Origin of the sequence: Paenibacillus artemisiicola (genome assembly GCF_017652985.1) — a bacterium.
Taxonomy (GTDB): domain Bacteria; phylum Bacillota; class Bacilli; order Paenibacillales; family Paenibacillaceae; genus Paenibacillus_Z; species Paenibacillus_Z artemisiicola.
On record NZ_JAGGDJ010000021.1, the window covers coordinates 37,456 to 54,522 of the forward strand.

A 17,067-nucleotide genomic window follows, 5' to 3' on the forward strand; every position below is an offset into this window, starting at 1 on the left:
GGCCTTTCTCCGGGTAACGGCGGGAAGGGCCTCTTTTTGTCTTCCGCTAGGCCGCGCTAGGCGGCGCGAGCCAAAAAATGGACGATTGCGCGATGATTTTGTCTTCTCGCTCGGGATTGCGGTCAGCGGGCGTGCGCCGCGGCGGCAAAAGATCGATGTCCATTACAAAATCGGCTGGCTTTTACCAATGGTAAGCGCTTTCAAACTTGTCTAGAATGGGAGTTGTCAACAGACGGCGACAGCATACCCGAAGGCGAGGAGAGGTGCAGGATGAATGGAACGGTTTCGCGCGAAGGGACGGTTCGGCCCGGCTACGGCGCTCCGCCGCGAACGGAGGACGAGAAGCGCTTGAAGCGGGCGCGGCTGTGGCGAAGAGTGAAGCAGTACCGGGTGTTCTACCTGCTGCTCATTCCGGTCGTCGCGTTCTACGCGGTCTTCTCGTACGTGCCGATGTACGGCATTACGCTGGCGTTCAAGAAGTACATGTTCAACAAAGGCGTGCTGCATAGCCCGTGGGTCGGGCTGGACAATTTTCGCTACATCTTCCGCTACTCGGACTTCTGGACGGCGTTCCGCAACACGATTCTGATCAGCTGCGGCCGGCTGCTCGTCGAGTTTCCGATGGCGATCATCATGGCGCTGCTGCTGAACGAGATCGCCCGTTCGAAGATGAAGCGGCTCTACCAGACGGTGTTCACGTTCCCGCACTTCCTGTCGTGGGTCGTGCTCGGGGGCATTCTGGTCAACATTCTCGGCAACACGGGCGCGATCGCGACGCTGTTCGCGAAGCTCGACCTGCCTTACGTCAGCTTCCTCGGCGATCCCGCCACCTTCCGGCCGCTGCTCTATATTACGAACATCTGGAAGGAAGCCGGCTGGGGCGCGATCATCTATTTCGCGGCGATCGCGGGCATCAGCCCGGAGCTCTACGAAGCGGCGTACGTCGACGGGGCGAACCGCTGGAAGCAGATGCTCCATATTACGTGGCCTTCGATCCGCGGCGTCGTCGCGATGATGCTCATTCTGGCGGTCGGCGGCATCATGGACGGCGGCTTCGACCAGATCTTCAACCTCTACAGCGCGCCGGTCTACCAGGTCGCGGACACGCTCGATACGTTCATGTACCGGCTGTCCTTCGCGGGCCGCGTCAATCTCGGCTTCGGCATCGTGACGGCGGTCGGCCTGTTCAAATCGATCATCAGCCTCTGCCTGCTCGTCATCGCCAACCAGCTCGTCAAACGTCTCGGACAGGAGGGACTCGTCTAATGGCCGACGCAACCTTAACGAATCCGACCGAGCACGGGGAGCGCCTCGCGAACCGGGGCAAGAGCAAGGCGGACCTGCTGCTGCACGCGATCTTCATCGTGCTCGGCATCTGCGCCGTCTTCCCGTTCTACACCGTCATCATCACGTCGTTCGGCACGCCGAAGGGGATGCTGCTGCCGACGCACTTCACGCTGGAAGGCTACAAGCAGATCATCGAGTTCGGCATCGGGCGGGCGTTCGTCGTCTCGTCGCTGGTCACGCTGACCGGCACGGCGCTCAGCCTCACGCTGACGATCATCGCGGCGTACGCGCTGTCCAAGAAGGCGATGCCCGGGCGCAACGTGCTGATGACGATCATCATCTTCACGATGTTCTTCGGCGGCGGCCTCATCCCGTATTACTTGACGGTGAAGGGCGTCGGCCTGTACAACAGCTACCTGGTCATGATCCTCCCGTCGGCGATCAGCACGTATTACGTCTGGATCATGATGAGCTTCTTCCGGGACTTCCCGGCGAGCCTGGAGGAATCGGCGCGGATCGACGGCGCCGGCGACCTGACGATTCTGCTGCGGATCGTCATCCCGACCTCGCTGCCGGTGCTCGCGTCCATCTCGCTCTTCTACGCGGTGGACCGCTGGAACGACTGGTACGGCCCGATGCTGTTCCTGTCGGACTCCGACAAGTACCCGCTGCAGCTGATGCTGCGGAACATCCTGATGAACATCAGCCAGATTCTGAGCAAGAACGTCGGCATGTCCGCCGTCGACCAGTCCAAAATCAACATTCCCCAGGAAGCGATGCAAATGGCGGCGATCGTCATCGCGAGCTTCCCGATCATGGCCGTCTATCCGTTCCTGCAAAAGTATTTCGCCAAGGGGGTGATGGTCGGCTCCATCAAGGGCTGACGATCCTTCCCGAACGCGACATGCAAGCCATCGTACGCAACCATTGCGGGGTCAATCCATTAGAGGAGGCAATCGCCATGAAGAAAGGCCAAACCTTAGCCGCGGGCATCGCGAGCCTGGCGCTCGCCGCGAGTCTGCTCGCCGGCTGCAGCTCGAATTCCGGGAACGGGGGAACGGACAACGCCCCGGCCGCGTCCGATAACGGAGCGGGCGCGAACGCGGGTTCGAACGGGAACGCCGGCGCCGCGCAGGACGATCCGTTCAAGGAGCATCTGGACATTTCGCTCGCCTTCTACGACATCGCCACCTCGATCAAAGCCGACCAGCCCGATCCGATGCTTCAGATGATCGAGAAGAAATTCAACATCACGATCAAGCCCGTGAACGAATCGTGGGGCGACTACGGGGACCGCACGAAGCTGTGGGCGGCTTCCGGCCAGCTTCCGGACGCGTTCTTCTTCGACCAGACGAGCGGGGACCTCGTCAACCAATGGGCCGACCAGGGCATCATCAAGCCGCTGCCGGACGACATGAGCGCCTACCCGAACCTGAAGAAATACGTCGATCTGCCGGACGTGGCCGGCGCAGCGGCGGCGGACGGCAAGAACTACTTCATTCCGCGCATGCTGGCCAACCGCAACGAGCTGCCGATGGACCGGGGCATCGAGATCCGCAAGGACTGGATGGACGAACTCGGCCTGAAAGATCCGACGACGTACGACGAGCTGAAGAACGTGCTGAAGACGATCGCCGACAAGAAGCACGTCATCGGCATCACGGCCGGCGGCATCGGCTGGATCCGCGAGAGCGTGTTCCAGAACATCAACCCGGCGTCCACGTGGTGGCAGAAGGTGAACGGCCAATGGCAGCCGGGCTGGATGACGGACGGCTTCGCGGAGCAGGTCGCGCAGATCCGGGACCTGTACCAATCCGGCCTGCTGGACAAAGACTTCGCGCTGCCGAACGTCGACGCGGAGAATAAATTCATGCAGGGCAAGGCGGCCGCGCTCGTGACGACGCCGAAGACGATGAACGCCGAGCCGGCGCTGTGGAACAAGGCGAATCCCAACTCCAACATTCTCGATCACGTGAAGATTCTGAACCCGGTGCCGACCGCGGACGGGAAAAACTACCTGTACGGCTACTTCGACTACTGGTCCGGCACGCTGTTCAGCGGCAACACGTCGGACGAGAAGCAGGCGCGCCTGCTGGCGCTGATGGATTGGCTCGCTTCGCCGGAAGGGCAGAAAGTGACGCGCTACGGCTTGCAGGGCGTGGACTGGGAGCCGAACGGCGACATGGTGACGAACAAGCACAAGGACGAGAAGGATTTCGACCTGATGAAGCTGTACCCGTCCAACAACGTGTTCGGCGCGCTGGCCATCTGGTCGGACGGCAACAAATACGTCGAGGGCTATCCGGCGACGGAGACGGGCAAGGTCCAGGAGTACATCGACAAAGTCGAGGCCGAGCAGCTGCAGGCCGGCGAGAAGCCGCCGATCAACTGGATCGTGAACTCCTTCGCCAGCTCGCTCAACACGGGCGGCGGGGACTTGGACGCCCTCGTCACGAAGCTGGTCATCGGCAACGAGGACATCAAGGCGGCCATGAAGAAATACGCCGACGAGCAGATGGGCCTCGGGCTCTCGGACGCGATCAAGGCCGTCAACGACAAGTATCCCGACGAGAATTAAGCGGCAAAGACGCGGCTTGGGGGCGGATTGCCGGGCTACTAGCGAAGCAGGATCGAAGAGGCGGCCGGTTCGGCCGCCTTTTTCGCGGGATTTGGCAGCACTGAACGCGGATGAATCCGCTCACGGACCAAGGAGGGAACGCGAAGATGAACTATGAAGTCGTCCATGCGCACGAATGGCTGTATCCCGACAGCGAGGCGCGGGAAGACGGGGCGAAGGCGATCGAGCTGGCCGCCGCCCGGGGCGGCCATGCCGGCTGCCAGCTGCTGCTGAACGGCGCCGTGCCGGGAGCGCCGCTGCGGGCGGCATTTCGAGGCGGACCGCGGGCCGAAGGCGGACGCGGCGAGCCGGAGGCCGAGCTCTACCGGCTGCGCGACATTCTCGTCGAGCGGAATACGGGGCCGGTCGGCTTTTGCCTGCAGCCGGGCGAATCGGCGGCGGGCTACGCGACCCGGGAAGCGCCGTTCCGGCTGTTCGAGGCGCTGCGGCCGCTGACGGCCGATGCCGTCGCCGAAGCGCCGACGGAGGCGCTGTACGTCTGCTGGGCCGTTCCGGCGGACGCCGAGCCCGGCGCATACGTCGGCGAGCTGACCGTCGAGGCCGGGAGCGGGGCGGTCCGGATTCCGGTGCGGATCGACGTCTGCGCCGCCGCCGTGCCGGCGAAGGAGACGCTCGCGGTCACGAACTGGTTCAGCCTCGCGAACATGGCGAGCCGGTACGGGTTGGAGGTATGGTCCGAGCCGCATTGGGCCATGATCCGCAAGTACGGGCTGCTGATGCGCCGGGCGCGGCAGACGCATTTTTGGGTGCCGCTGGAGGCGGTGACCGTCGAGCTCGCGGGCGAACACCGGTACCGGTTCGACTTCGCCCGGGCCGAGCGGCTCATCCGGCTCTATCTCGGCCTCGGCTTCACCGGCATCGAAGGCGGCCTGCTCGCCGGGCGAAAGGACTTTCGGGGCGCGGAATTCCACGTCTGGAACACGTGGAACGGCGGCGAGGCCTTGCGCGCGGTCGCCGCGGAGGGGTACGCGTTTCTGGCGCAGTATTTGACGGCTTGGCGGGCGTTCCTGGAGGAGCGCGGCTGGCTGCCGCTTCTCGTCCAGCACGTCGCCGACGAGCCGACGGAGAACAGCAAGCACGAGTACCGGATGCTGTCCGCGATCGTGCGCAAGCATCTGCCCGGCGTGCCGCTGCTCGAGGCGGTGGAGACGCATGACCTCGGCGGGGCCGTCGACATCTGGATCCCGAAGAACGTCTACTACGAGGAGCACCGCGCCGCGTTCGAGGAGATCCGGTCGCTCGGGGACCGGCTGTGGTTCTATACCTGCTGCTATCCGGGCGGCGCCTACCTGAACCGGCTGTGGGACATGCCTTTGCTGCGGACCCGGTATTTGCATTGGGCGAATTATTTATACGGGCTCGATGGTTTCCTGCACTGGGGTCTCAACCATTGCGACGCGGACAAGGACCCGTACGAGCAGACCGGCCTGCTCTTCCCGCCGGGCGATACGCATCTCGTCTATCCCGGCGCGGACGGGCCGCTCGGCAGCATGCGGCTCGAGGCGATGCGGGCGGGCATCGAGGATTACGAGCTGCTGCGCCTGCTCGCCGCCAAGGACAAGGCCGCGGCGGACGCGATCGTCGCGGACTGCCTGACGAGCTTCCATGAGATGAACGAGGACGCGGACCATTTCGCCGCCGCGCACCGCCGGCTGCTCGCGGCCGCGTCGGAGGCGTGCATGACGGAAGGAGGGGATGCGCCATGACCGCGAACGCCCCGGCCTTCGAATGGCGCTGCTTGTCCCCGCTTGCGAAGGTGTTCCCGGACGAGGAACCGGCGGCCGCCCGGGAAGAGGGCTCGGCGCTGATCGGCGAGCACGTCTCGTTTCAGGTGGCGTACCGGTCCGCGGCGCTGCTTCGGCGCATCCGGGTCGACGTCGAGACGGCGCTTCCGGGCACCGTCTCCGTCCGCGCCGTCGGGCTCGTGCCGTCGGAGCTGCCGAATTACGCCGACCACGACGGCTACGTGCTGCGGACGGCGCCGGGGCTGTATCCCGACCCCCTGTACCCGCTCGGGGCGGACGGGGTGCACGCGCCGCCCGGGCAATGGCGGGCCGTATGGGTCACGGTCCGGCCGGAAGGCGCCGGCGCGGCCGGCGTTCATCCGATCCGGGTCCGGTTCGCGGACGAGGCGGGCCTTCCGCTCGGCGAAGCCTGCTTCCGGCTCGCCGTCCACGGGGCGGAGCTGCCGGAGCAGGAGCTGCTGCACACGGAATGGTTTTACGCGGATTGCCTGGCGACGCAGTACAAGACGGCGATGTTCTCGGAGGCGCACTGGGCGCTGATCGAAGCCTACGCGCGGTTCTACGCCGAGCACGGGATGAACATGATCTTGACGCCGCTGTTCTCGCCTCCGCTCGAGCTCGATCCCGGCCGGGAGCGCCCGACCGTGCAGCTGGTCGGCGTGCGCCGGGACGGGGAGCGGTACGCGTTCGATTTCGCCCGCTTGGCGCGCTGGGTGGACGTCTGCCGGAGCGCGGGCGTCGCGCATTTCGAGTTCGCGCATCTGTTCACGCAGTGGGGCGCGAAGCATGCTCCGAAGATCATGGCCGGCACGGAAGGAGGCGAAGAGCGGATCTTCGGCTGGGAGAGCGACGCGGACGGACCGGCGTACCGGGCGTTCCTCGCGCAGTTCGTGCCCGAGCTGCTGGCGTTCGTCCGCGGGCAGGGACTGGAGGAGCGCGTCTGGTTCCACGTCTCGGACGAGCCGTGGATCGGGGACATGCCGCATTACGAGCGGGCGAGCAAGCTGCTGCGGTCGCTGATCGGGGACTATCCCGTGCTCGACGCGCTCTCGGACTACCGGTTCTACGACGAAGGGCTGCTCTCGCATCCGGTCGTCTCCACGGAGCATATCGACGTCTTCCTCGAACGCGGGGCCGATAATCTGTGGGCGTATTACTGCTGCTGCGAGTACAAGCACGGCGAGTCGAACCGGTTCATGGCGATGCCGTCCGAGCGGACGCGGATCATCGGGGCGCAGCTGTACAAGTTCGGGCTGCAGGGCTTCCTCCATTGGGGCTTCAACCACTGGTATTCGCAGCGGTCGCGCAAGGCGATCGATCCGTACGCGTGCACGGACGCGGACCTCGGCTTTCCGTCGGGGGACGCGTTCCTGGTCTATCCGGGCGCGGACGGTCCGGTCGGCTCCGTCCGCCTCGAGCTGCTGCGAAGCGCGATGCAGGACGCGCGGGCGCTCCGGCTGCTGGAGCGTCTGTCCGGCCGGGAGGCGGCGATCCGATGCCTGGAGGAAGACGCGGAGGAGCCGCTCACGTTCCGGCAGTACCCGCGAGACCCGGCTTGGCTGCTCGGGATGCGGGAGCGGGTGAACCGGCGAATCGCGGAAGCGGCGGCCGGGGACTGCATCCATTGAGCGAAGCCTTCGGGTAAAGCCGGAGGCCGAGCGCCCGGCAGCCGCGGGCGCATCGGAAGCGCACGATAGCTAGCCGCTTAACGGCAAAACAGCCCTCCCGCGCCAAACCGAAACCGGTTTGGCGGGGAGGGCTGTTCGGCGTGCCGCGGAATCGCCGGACGCGGGAGGGCTTGCGGCCGCCGGCCGGATCAGCCCTGCTCTTCCGCTTCCAGCCGCTGCAGCTCCGCGAAGTTGTTCTCGACCTGGCTCGCGTAGTCGAAGGCGGCCTCGTCGGCGCGCGGTCCGCGCACGAAGAGCTCCAGGCCGACGAAGTCGCCGGCGCGCACGGGGAGGAAGAGCAGCGTTTGCGGAATCGGGCGGCCGTTCAGGCGGACGATGACCTCGACGTTGCCGGCGATGACGACGCCGTCCACGGCGACGATGCGGCCGTTATTGGCGAAGCGGACGATGCCGGTGCTCGCCAGCGCCTGGCCGACGTTCATGCCGGGGAAGTGCCGCACATTGAAGGCGCTGGTCAGCCACGGGAAGAAGCCGCCGCCGTTCACGAAGACGCGGACGAAGCCGAACGCCGGCGGCGGGAACGGCCCCGGGCCCGGAATCGGGATAGGAATCGGAATCGGGAACGGAAGCGGGAACGGCCCGGGGAACGGCGGGAACGGACCGGGCCCGGGGAACGGCGGCGGCGGAGGCGGGAAGCCGGGGCCGCCGGGGAATCCCGGACCGCCGGGTCCGCCCGGGAATCCGGGACCGCCAGGGCCGCCGGGGAATCCGGGACCGCCAGGGCCGCCGGGGAATCCCGGACCGCCGGGTCCGCCCGGGAATCCGGGGCCGCCAGGGCCGCCAGGGAATCCCGGACCGCCAGGGCCGCCGGGGAAACCAGGGCCGCCGGGTCCGCCGGGGAATCCGGGACCGCCGGGGCCGCCGGGGAATCCAGGACCGCCGGGCATTCCGGGGAATCCCGGACCGCCAGGGCCGCCGGGACCGCCAGGGCCGCCGGGCATGCCGGGGAATCCCGGACCGCCGGGGCCGCCAGGGAATCCCGGACCGCCAGGGCCGCCGGGGCCGCCGGGGAATCCCGGACCGCCGGGACCGCCGGGGAATCCCGGACCGCCGGGCATTCCGGGGAATCCCGGACCGCCGGGGCCGCCGGGAAATCCAGGGCCGCCAGGGCCTCCGGGCAGCGGGGTCATGCCGCGCGGGCCGCCACAGCCGCAGCCTCTGTTCCGATCGGGGTAGCCCTCGGGCGCGCCGGGAACAAACGTATAGTTGTACATGAGTCGGTCTCCTTTTTGCACGCAAGGATGGGTGAATATCTCGGTTCAGTTTATGCGGCAGGAGCCTATCCCGTGTCGGTTTTCGCCAAGCCCGACTATCTCCGCCCCCGCCGGTATACATATAGAAGGACGAAAGGCGGGATGAAGCGTGGGGAGCTACATCGAAACGGAAGCGAACGTCAAGCTGTACGTCGAGGACGTCGGGCAGGGAAGGCCGGTCGTCTTTCTCCATGGGTGGCCGCTGAACGGCAAAATGTGGGAGTACCAGTGGAACGTCGTGCCGAAGCACGGCTACCGCTGCATCCGCATCGACCTGCGGGGCTTCGGCCGTTCCGACGCGCCGCTCGGCGGTTATTCGTATAACCGGCTGGCCGACGACGTCCGCGTCGCGGCGGAGGCGCTCGGCCTGCAGGACGCCACGCTCGTCGGCTTCTCCATGGGCGGCGCGGTCGCCATCCGCTACATCGCCCGGCATGCCGCGCGGCGCATGCGCGGGCTCGTGCTGGCGGCCGCGGCGGCGCCGCTCGCGACCAAGCATCCGGGCTTTCCGGACGGTCGCCCCAAAGCCTACTACGACGCCATCATCCGGGGATTGGAAGCCGACCGTCCGAAGACGACGGCCGATTTCAACGGCGGCGTCTTCCATAAGCCCGTCAGCGGGCCGTTCCGGGCTTGGTTCGACGGGCTCGGCCTCGAGGCGTCCGCCTATGGCGCCATCCGGGGGATGCAGGCGGTGCGGGACGAGGATCTGCGCGGCGACCTGCCGCTGATCCGCGTGCCGACGACGATTCTGCACGGCAAATACGACGGCATCGTGCCGTTCAAGCTCGCCGAGCTGCTGCATCGCGGCATACCGGGCTCCGAGCTGGTGCCGTTCGAGGAGAGCGGCCACGGGTTGTTTTACGACGAGCGGGAGACGTTCGACCGGGAGCTGCTGAAGGCGCTGCAGGCGCAGACGCCGCCGGCCCGCCGGTACCGGTAGCTTAAGGCGGCGCGCAAAAAGGCAGCGGAACCTTGAACAACCTCTCGTTTATCGGACGTAGTCCGCTAATTGAGAGGCGGTTCAACCTCGTTCGGCTGCCTTTTTTGCTCCGCGCGCCGGTGCACGCGCATTGCGTTTTCGCGCTCAATCGCCCCTGTAAATCAACCCCCGCAGCGTCTTCGCCTCCTGCTCGGAAATCTCCCAGCCCTGCGAGCTATGCTCCGAGTCGACGAGCAGCCCCTTCCAGCCGTCCTCGTCTTCGATGTTGAGCACGCAATCTTTCTGCGAGCCATTCTCGAAGTAAAGCCGCATTCGGAATAACGCCCCGTAATCGAGCGCGCCGTCCATTTTTTTCGCATGGCCCAAGACCTGCACGAACGTGCGGATCTCGCCTTCGTCCGAGATCATCCTAGACTGGAACGGCGGCTTATCCATCCGTTGACACAGCTCCGCGCAGGTCAGCTCGATCTTCGTCACGGCGCTGCCGGGCAGGCTCGCCTTGAACCGTTCGGCGCCGGACGAGCAGCCCGACGCCGCGAGCGCGAGCAGCAGTACCGGAAGCAGCAGGTACCGTTTGTGCTTTCGCATAAGACTCCCCCATTCTTTTCCAGCTTATGTCTTCTTAGACGGCGGCAAACGCGAGAAGGTTCCGGGCGAACCGAGCCGATTTCCGCGATTTCCCATTGGTTCCTTCAAGCGGAAGAGACAGCGAAGCCGAGGCCCTCGGACGAGCCAGGACGTTCCGGCGCCCGAAAGAATCCCCTTGACGATTTCGGTTATAATGTACCTATTTGGCAGCATAAGGGGGAAGCGGCATGTCGAATTACTGCAAGGTGCTGATCGTCGACGACGAGGCGCTGATCCGGCAGGGCATCAAGCATTATATGAATTGGGAGCAGGAAGGCTTCCGGATCGTCGGCGAGGCGGCGAACGGGAAGGAGGCGCTTGCTCTCGTCGGGGAGCTGCGGCCGCACATCGTGCTGACGGACCTCGTCATGCCCGTCATGGACGGGGAAGAGCTGACGCGGCAGATCAAGCTGCGCCATCCGGAGATCGAGGTGATCGTCCTGAGCAGCTTCGGCGATTTCGATTCCGTGCGCGCGACGTTCCAGAGCGGCGTGCGCGATTATATTTTGAAACCGAAGCTCGAAACCGGGCATATGCTGGAGGTTCTGAAGGCGGCCGCCGCGAAGATCCCGGAACTGCAAGCCGGCGGCGACGCGGAGCGGCGCGGTCCCTCGGTGGACGCGGCGCTCGAGCGGCTGCTCTCCGGCTACGGGGCGGAGGGCGCGCGGGACGAGCTGGCCGCGGCCTTCCCGCACGGCGCGTTCTGCCTGCTCGGCGCGGACGTGCGCGGCCGGCCGAACGCCAAGCGGCTGGCCGCCGCGATCCGGGAGCGCATCGAAGCGGAGCTCGGCAACCACGCGCCGGCCCACCGGGTCGCGTACCGGGGGCTCGCGTCCGAGCAGGCGGCGGCGCTCGTGCTCGTCAACCTCGACGAGCAGGCGCTCGGCCTGCTGCCGATCTGGGCGCGGGCGATGGCGGGCGCGCCGGAGCTGGCCGAGGCCGGCTCGGCGCTGGTCGTCGGCGAGCCGTTCGCGGAGCTGGCGCGCCTCGAGTCCGCCTACCGGGACGGCCTGCTCCGGCTGATGGACGCCGCGTTCTATCTCGGCGGGCGGAAGCTGCTGCTGCACAACGAGCTGCCGGAGCCGGCGCAAGCGCAGGAGCCGTTCAACCTGAACCGGTTCACCGACCTGTTCAAGCGGGAGCGCTTCGACGCGGCGTTCGACTACGTGCGCGCGTTCATGCGGGCGTATCGGGCGGATTACGCCACGGACGTCTTCGCGTTCAAGTCGTTCCTCAACAACCTGATGTTCAACGTCGCGGTGCTGCTCGGCAACATGGGGTACGATGCCCGGCCGCTCGAGAGCAAGAAGTACGACTATTTCAAGGCGATCGAGGAAGCCCGGAGCGCGGAAGCCGCGTCGGAGCTGCTGGACGCGTACGTCGCGGAAGCGCGGGCGTGCATCGCCGCCAAGCACGAGCAGGCCGGCAACGCGAACATGAAGCGGCTGCTGGACTATATTCACGAGCATTACGCGGAGCCGCTCAACCTGACGGAGATGGCGAAGCATTTCCACTTCAATCCGTCCTACCTGTCCAGCTACTTCTCCGCGCATCATAACGAAGGCTTCGTCGACTACGTGCACCGCGTCCGGCTCGAGAAAGCCGAGGAGCTGCTGCGCGCCGGCGAAGCGTCGATCTCGGAGATCAGCGGCCTGGTCGGCTATTCCGACCACAGTTATTTCTGCAAGGTGTTCAAGAAGCACGCCGGCCTGTCGCCGAGCCGTTACCGGCAGCAAGCCCTGCTGGACAACGGAGCGAAGCCATGAGAAGCGTATTGGATCGGTTCAAATACAACGGGCTGTTCGTCAAGCTGTTCGTCATCATGGCGGCCGGCATCGTCGCGGCTTCGATCACGACCACGTGGACGACGATCAACATGTCGAGCCGCGTCTTCATGGACACGTTCAGCATCACGAATTCGAAGATCGTCGGCCAAATCCAGAGCAGCCTGGACTCGTTCAACTATTCCATCATCCTGACGGCGAACAAAATCGCCCAGAGCGGCACGATCCGGCAGTTCCTCACCGAGGACGAAGGCGACTCCCGGGCGATGTTCAACGCTTATTTCCAAATGGCGCAGCAAATGAACCGGTACCGCTCCAGCGTCGACGCGTACGACATCGGCATCACGGTCACCGGCGTCAACGGCCGGCGCTATTCCACGGACCGGTCGTACTGGCCCGTCGCGGACAGCGCCCTGCCCGGCCATCCCATCACGAAGCGCACGCTGGCCGAGCCGCGCAAGCTGCTCTATTCGTACGACGACGCGGCCACGTCCGGCATTCAGGGGCTGACGCCGACGGTCATCGCGTCCAAGGCGCTCGTCGACCGGAGCGGCGACGTCTACGGCATGGTCTATTTCGCCGTGCGCGAGCCGTATTTCGCCGGCTTCTACGACGGCAACACGAGCGCGGGCAACGACGTCGCCGTGCTGGACAAGCAGGGCCGGATCGTGTCGTCCAACCGCGCCGACTGGATCGGCCGCGGGGCCCCGGACCTGCTCGCGAGCGCGGAGGCGATCGACAAGAAGGGACTGCCTTACCTGAACGCCCGCGTCATGGGCAAGGACCAGCTGCTGCTCGCGAAGCAGCTCGGCGGCCTCGGCTTGTACATGGTCAACGTCATCGACAAGCGGCAGGTGCTCGGGCAGATGACCGACACGCCGCGGATCGCGCTGAGCGCGATGGCCATCGTGGCCGTGACCGTCCTGATCGTCTTCCTCGTCTCCCGCAACCTGACGAAATCCATGACCCGGCTCGTGAAGCAGATCTCGACGATCTCCAAGTACGAGTTCGACCGCCACGTCAAGGTCGACGGGAGCTACGAGACGCGGCAGCTCGCCCTCGCGTTCAACGCGATGATCGACGAGCTGAACGACTACGTCGGCCGGCTCGTCGAGACGCAGAAGCAGCGGCGGAACGCGGAGCTGGAGGCGCTGCAGCAGCAGATCAACCCGCATTTCCTGTACAACACGCTCGCCTCGGTGAAGTTCATGGTGCAGCAGGGCAGCAAGGAGAAGGCGGCGGAGACGATCCACGCGCTCATCTCGCTGCTGCAGAACGCCATCGGCAACGTCAGCGAGATGATCACGGTCCGGGAGGAGCTCGATAATCTGAAGAGCTACGTCCTGATCAATCAGGTGCGCTACGGCGAACGCATCCGCGTCAGCTACTTCATCGCGCCGGACTGCCTGGACTGCCGGATTCCGAAGCTGATGATCCAGCCGTTCATCGAGAACGCGTTCTTCCACGCCTTCAACGAGAAGCCGGAAGGATACATCCACATCATGGTCGCGCAGGAGAACGCGTCGCTCGTCTGCGAGGTGGTCGACAACGGCGACGGCATGAACCTGAGCGGCACGATGCCGAAGCAGGTGAGCAAGCGGCAGCTGTTCAGCGGCATCGGCGTGCGCAACGTCAACGACCGCATCAAGCTGCTGTTCGGCGAGAGCCACGGGGTCGAAATCACGAGCAAGCCCGGCGAAGGGACGCGGGTCCGCATACGGATTCCGCTGCTGCGGCATAATAATTTTACAACTTTCTAAAGATTGTCCAAGCTGACGGGTAACGCTTTCAATAACTCATAAGAATATGACAAGCCGTTGTAAAGATCGTCCTAACAAGCCCGAACGGGCGGGTGCTATCATGAAATTGTAAGTTGCGGAAACGCTTACAATATACAGACAATCGGAGGTCTTGCACGTGAAGAAATGGATTGGACTGCTCGCGATTTGCGTATTCGTTCTCTCGGCATGCTCGTCGAACGGGGGCAATAACGCGGGCACCGGCTCGAACGCGGGCGGCACTGGCAACGCAGGGGAGTCGACCGGCAAAATCACGGTTTGGGCCTGGGATCCCAACTTCAACATCAAAGCGATGAACCTCGCCAAGGAAGCGTACGCGGCGAAGGATTCGAGCCTGACGGTCGATATCATCGAGAACGCGCAGAACGATATCGTGCAGAAGCTGAACACCGGCATGAGCTCCGGCACCACGAAGGGCCTGCCGAACATCGTCCTGATCGAGGATTACCGCGCGCAGAGCTTCCTGCAGGCGTATCCGGACATGTTCTACGACCTCAGCGGCACGATCAAGCCGAGCGACTTCGCGGACTACAAGCTCGGCACGACCGCGGTCGACGGCAAGCAGTACGGATTGCCATTCGATTCCGGCGTAGCGGGTCTGTACGTGCGGACGGACTACTTGAAGCAGGCGGGCTATACGATCGACGACCTGCAGGACATCACGTGGGACCAATACATCGAGATCGGCAAGAAAGTGAAGGCGGCCACGGGCAAAGACTGGATCTCCCTGGACCCGAACGATCTCGGCATCATCCGCATGATGATCCAATCCGCGGGCTCGTGGTACCTGGACGCGGACGGCAAAACGCCGAACATCGCGAACAACGCGGCCATGAAGGAAGCGTTCGAGGATTACAAGAAGCTGATGGACGCGAACATCGTCAAGATTCACTCCGACTGGAGCCAATTCGTCGCGAACTATAACAAAGGCGACGTCGCGTCCGTGCCGACGGGCAACTGGTTCACGCCGTCGATCACGGCGGAAGCGTCGCAGTCCGGCAAGTGGGCGATCGCGCCGATGCCGAAGCTGGCGAACACGCCGAACTCGGTCCACGCGACCAACCTCGGCGGCAGCTCGTGGTACGTCCTGAACGTGCCGGGCAAGGAGAAAGCCGCGCAGTTCCTGAAAGACACGCTCGGCTCCGACGTGAACCTGTACCAGAAGCTCGTGACGGACGTCGGCGCCATCGGCACGTACAAGCCGGCGACTTCCGGCGAGGCGTACACCGCGGCCAACGAGTTCTTCGGCGGCCAGAAGATCGTCTCCGACTTCGCGAAGTGGACGACCGAAATCCCGAGCGTCAACTATGGCTTGCACACGTACGCCATCGAAGACATTCTCGTCGTCGAGATTCAAAACTACCTGAACGGCCAGAAGCTGGACGACGTGCTGAAGCAAGCGCAAAGCCAAGCCGACGCGCAGGTGAAATAAACGCCTCACGCCCGGGCCTTGGGACAGGGATCCGCGCGGCGCCGCCGAGTCGTTATCGGGCCGGTCCCGCGGACCTGTCCCAAGGTCTTTATTATGAAGCCGAGAAGAAAGGAGCTGGCGCTCCAATGAGCAAAACGAAAACAAGCCTGAACATCAAGGCGAGAACGAACGCGGTCGGCTGGTCGTTCATTGCGCTGGCGGTGCTGCTGATCTGCGCGTTTTACTTCTATCCGATGATCAAAGCGCTGAACCTGTCGTTCCAATCGGGAACGGGCACGAACCTGCACTACGTCGGAGGCCACAATTACACCCGGCTCTTTAAAGACCAGACGTTCCTGACCGCGCTCAAGAACACGTTCGTCTTCCTGATCGTGCAGGTGCCGATCATGATCGTGCTCGCCCTGTTCATCTCCGTGCTGCTGAACGACAGCAAGCTGAAGCTGAAAGGATTTTTCCGCACGGCCATCTTCCTGCCGGCCGTCACCTCGCTCGTCGCGTATTCGGTTATTTTCAAGTATCTGTTCGGCAACGACGGACTCATCAATACGGCGCTCATGAAGCTCCATCTCGTCGGCGCGCCGATCCAATGGATCACCGACCCGTTCTGGGCCAAAATCACGATCATCATCGCCATTACGTGGCGCTGGACCGGCTATAACATGATTTTCTACCTGTCGGCCCTGCAAAACATCGACAATTCCATCTACGAAGCGGCGCGCATCGACGGCGCATCGGCCTTCCGCCAATTCCGCCAGATCACGATTCCGCTCTTGAAACCGATCATCCTGTTCACGTCCATCACGTCGACGATCGGCACGCTGCAGCTGTTCGACGAGGTCATGAACATTACGAAGGGCGGCCCGGGCAACGCGACCACGACGCTCTCCCAATATATTTACAATCTGTCGTTCAAGTACACGCCGGACTTCGGCTACGCGGCCACGGTCTCGTACGGCGTCGTCATCCTGATCGTGATCTTCTCCATCATCCAGTTCAAAGTGGCAGGTGACCGAAATGGCTAAACGAACCTTCACCTACGTATTCTTAAGCCTTGCGGCGATCATCTCGATCTTCCCGTTCCTGTGGATGATCGTCAGCGCGACGAACAAGTCGGTCGACGTCACCAAAGGCACGCTGCTGCCGGGCGCCAACCTGGGCGCCAACTTCAGCAAAATCGTCGATCAGATCGCGCTCGGGCCGGCCTTGTTCAATTCCGCCAAAATCTCGATCTCGACGACGGTGCTCGCGCTTCTGATCGCTTCGCTCGCGGGCTACGGCTTCGAAATTTTCCGCAGCCGCGCGAAGGACGTCGTCTTCAATATTTTGCTGCTGTCCATGATGATTCCGTTCGCGGCGCTCATGGTGCCGCTGTACCGGATGTTCGGCACGATCACGCGGGTGATTCCGGCGATCGGCATCGACACGATGTCGGCGGTCGTGCTGCCGACGGTCACGACGGCGTTCCTGATCTTCTTCTTCCGCCAGAGCACGAAGATGTTCCCGAAGGACATGCTCGAAGCGGGCCGGATCGACGGGCTGAACGAGCTCGGCGTCTTCTTCCGCATCTACGTGCCGACGATGCGCACGTCGTACGCGGCGGCCGCGATCATCACGTTCATGTCCAGCTGGAACAACTACCTGTGGCCGCTCGTCGTGCTGCAGTCGCCGGAGAAGCGGACGATTCCGCTGCTGATCTCCAACCTCGGCTCCAGCTACGCGCCGGATTACGGCGTGAACATGCTCGTCATTCTGATCGCGACGCTGCCGACCGCCATCGTGTTCTTCCTGATGCAGAAGCATTTCGTCGCCGGCATGACCGGATCGGTCAAATAAGCAACGCTTAAGGCAAGCAAGCCGTAGGCAAACAAACT

General features: G+C 64.2%; 13 protein-coding genes. 11 read left to right on the top strand and 2 right to left on the bottom strand.

The window, feature by feature from the left end; all coding sequences use genetic code 11:
• Positions 1-270 precede the first annotated feature (270 nt).
• From I8J29_RS20830 to I8J29_RS20850, 5 genes are all read left to right on the top strand, one after another.
• Complete coding sequence (locus I8J29_RS20830; protein WP_208849419.1) at positions 271-1,266, top strand: ABC transporter permease; 996 nt, start codon at positions 271-273, stop codon at positions 1,264-1,266.
• Positions 1,266-2,171, top strand: coding sequence for a carbohydrate ABC transporter permease (locus tag I8J29_RS20835; RefSeq protein WP_208849420.1), 906 nt, complete (start codon positions 1,266-1,268; stop codon positions 2,169-2,171). Before I8J29_RS20830 ends, I8J29_RS20835 begins: the two co-directional genes overlap by 1 nt.
• 77 nt (positions 2,172-2,248) lie before the next feature.
• Entirely contained in the window at positions 2,249-3,865 is a 1,617-nt protein-coding gene (locus tag I8J29_RS20840) for an extracellular solute-binding protein (protein WP_208849421.1), read from the top strand.
• Positions 3,866-4,011: 146 nt separating this feature from the next.
• Positions 4,012-5,631 carry a DUF4091 domain-containing protein gene (locus I8J29_RS20845; RefSeq protein WP_208849422.1) on the top strand — a complete coding sequence of 540 codons (1,620 nt, stop codon included), beginning with the start codon at positions 4,012-4,014 and terminating at the stop codon, positions 5,629-5,631.
• The gene (locus tag I8J29_RS20850; protein ID WP_208849423.1) at positions 5,628-7,298 is read left to right on the top strand and encodes a DUF4091 domain-containing protein; all 1,671 of its coding nucleotides are present in this window, start codon (positions 5,628-5,630) and stop codon (positions 7,296-7,298) included. The genes I8J29_RS20845 and I8J29_RS20850 overlap by 4 nt, the downstream gene beginning before the upstream one ends.
• A 188-nt stretch (positions 7,299-7,486) precedes the next feature.
• Here the strand turns inward: I8J29_RS20850 and I8J29_RS20855 are convergent, their stop codons facing one another.
• The gene (locus I8J29_RS20855) at positions 7,487-7,843 is read right to left on the bottom strand and encodes a hypothetical protein (protein ID WP_208849424.1); all 357 of its coding nucleotides are present in this window, start codon (positions 7,841-7,843) and stop codon (positions 7,487-7,489) included.
• Between the two features lie 877 nt (positions 7,844-8,720).
• Here I8J29_RS20855 and I8J29_RS20865 point away from each other — a divergent pair.
• The gene (locus I8J29_RS20865; protein WP_208849426.1) at positions 8,721-9,554 is read left to right on the top strand and encodes an alpha/beta fold hydrolase; all 834 of its coding nucleotides are present in this window, start codon (positions 8,721-8,723) and stop codon (positions 9,552-9,554) included.
• 144 nt (positions 9,555-9,698) lie between these two features.
• Here I8J29_RS20865 and I8J29_RS20870 read toward each other — a convergent pair whose 3' ends face one another.
• Positions 9,699-10,142, bottom strand: a complete 444-nt coding sequence (locus I8J29_RS20870; protein WP_208849427.1) for a YhfM domain-containing protein — start codon at positions 10,140-10,142, stop codon at positions 9,699-9,701.
• A gap of 227 nt (positions 10,143-10,369) precedes the next feature.
• On the opposite strand from I8J29_RS20870, the gene I8J29_RS20875 reads away from it, so the two are divergent.
• From I8J29_RS20875 to I8J29_RS20895, 5 genes are all read left to right on the top strand, one after another.
• Complete coding sequence (locus tag I8J29_RS20875) at positions 10,370-11,947, top strand: response regulator transcription factor (protein ID WP_208849428.1); 1,578 nt, start codon at positions 10,370-10,372, stop codon at positions 11,945-11,947.
• Complete coding sequence (locus tag I8J29_RS20880) at positions 11,944-13,725, top strand: cache domain-containing sensor histidine kinase (protein ID WP_208849429.1); 1,782 nt, start codon at positions 11,944-11,946, stop codon at positions 13,723-13,725. Before I8J29_RS20875 ends, I8J29_RS20880 begins: the two co-directional genes overlap by 4 nt.
• 157 nt (positions 13,726-13,882) lie before the next feature.
• The gene (locus tag I8J29_RS20885) at positions 13,883-15,196 is read left to right on the top strand and encodes an ABC transporter substrate-binding protein (RefSeq protein ID WP_208849430.1); all 1,314 of its coding nucleotides are present in this window, start codon (positions 13,883-13,885) and stop codon (positions 15,194-15,196) included.
• A gap of 125 nt (positions 15,197-15,321) precedes the next feature.
• Positions 15,322-16,218 (top strand): carbohydrate ABC transporter permease, encoded by an 897-nt coding sequence (locus I8J29_RS20890; protein ID WP_208849431.1) that lies wholly within the window; start codon positions 15,322-15,324, stop codon positions 16,216-16,218.
• Positions 16,211-17,029, top strand: a complete 819-nt coding sequence (locus I8J29_RS20895) for a carbohydrate ABC transporter permease (RefSeq protein ID WP_208849432.1) — start codon at positions 16,211-16,213, stop codon at positions 17,027-17,029. Before I8J29_RS20890 ends, I8J29_RS20895 begins: the two co-directional genes overlap by 8 nt.
• The last annotated feature ends 38 nt before the right edge of the window (positions 17,030-17,067 follow it).

Excerpts from the sequence above, each read along its gene's own strand:
- I8J29_RS20895 (WP_208849432.1), top strand. The coding sequence starts at position 16,211 with ATGGCTAAACGAACCTTCACCTACGTATTCTTAAGCCTTGCGGCGATC.
- I8J29_RS20850 (WP_208849423.1), top strand. The coding sequence starts at position 5,628 with ATGACCGCGAACGCCCCGGCCTTCGAATGGCGCTGCTTGTCCCCGCTT.
- I8J29_RS20830 (WP_208849419.1), top strand. The coding sequence starts at position 271 with ATGAATGGAACGGTTTCGCGCGAAGGGACGGTTCGGCCCGGCTACGGC.
- I8J29_RS20880 (WP_208849429.1), top strand. The coding sequence starts at position 11,944 with ATGAGAAGCGTATTGGATCGGTTCAAATACAACGGGCTGTTCGTCAAG.
- I8J29_RS20845 (WP_208849422.1), top strand. The coding sequence starts at position 4,012 with ATGAACTATGAAGTCGTCCATGCGCACGAATGGCTGTATCCCGACAGC.
- I8J29_RS20870 (WP_208849427.1), bottom strand. The coding sequence starts at position 10,142 with ATGCGAAAGCACAAACGGTACCTGCTGCTTCCGGTACTGCTGCTCGCG.
- I8J29_RS20835 (WP_208849420.1), top strand. The coding sequence starts at position 1,266 with ATGGCCGACGCAACCTTAACGAATCCGACCGAGCACGGGGAGCGCCTC.
- I8J29_RS20875 (WP_208849428.1), top strand. The coding sequence starts at position 10,370 with ATGTCGAATTACTGCAAGGTGCTGATCGTCGACGACGAGGCGCTGATC.
- I8J29_RS20890 (WP_208849431.1), top strand. The coding sequence starts at position 15,322 with ATGAGCAAAACGAAAACAAGCCTGAACATCAAGGCGAGAACGAACGCG.
- I8J29_RS20840 (WP_208849421.1), top strand. The coding sequence starts at position 2,249 with ATGAAGAAAGGCCAAACCTTAGCCGCGGGCATCGCGAGCCTGGCGCTC.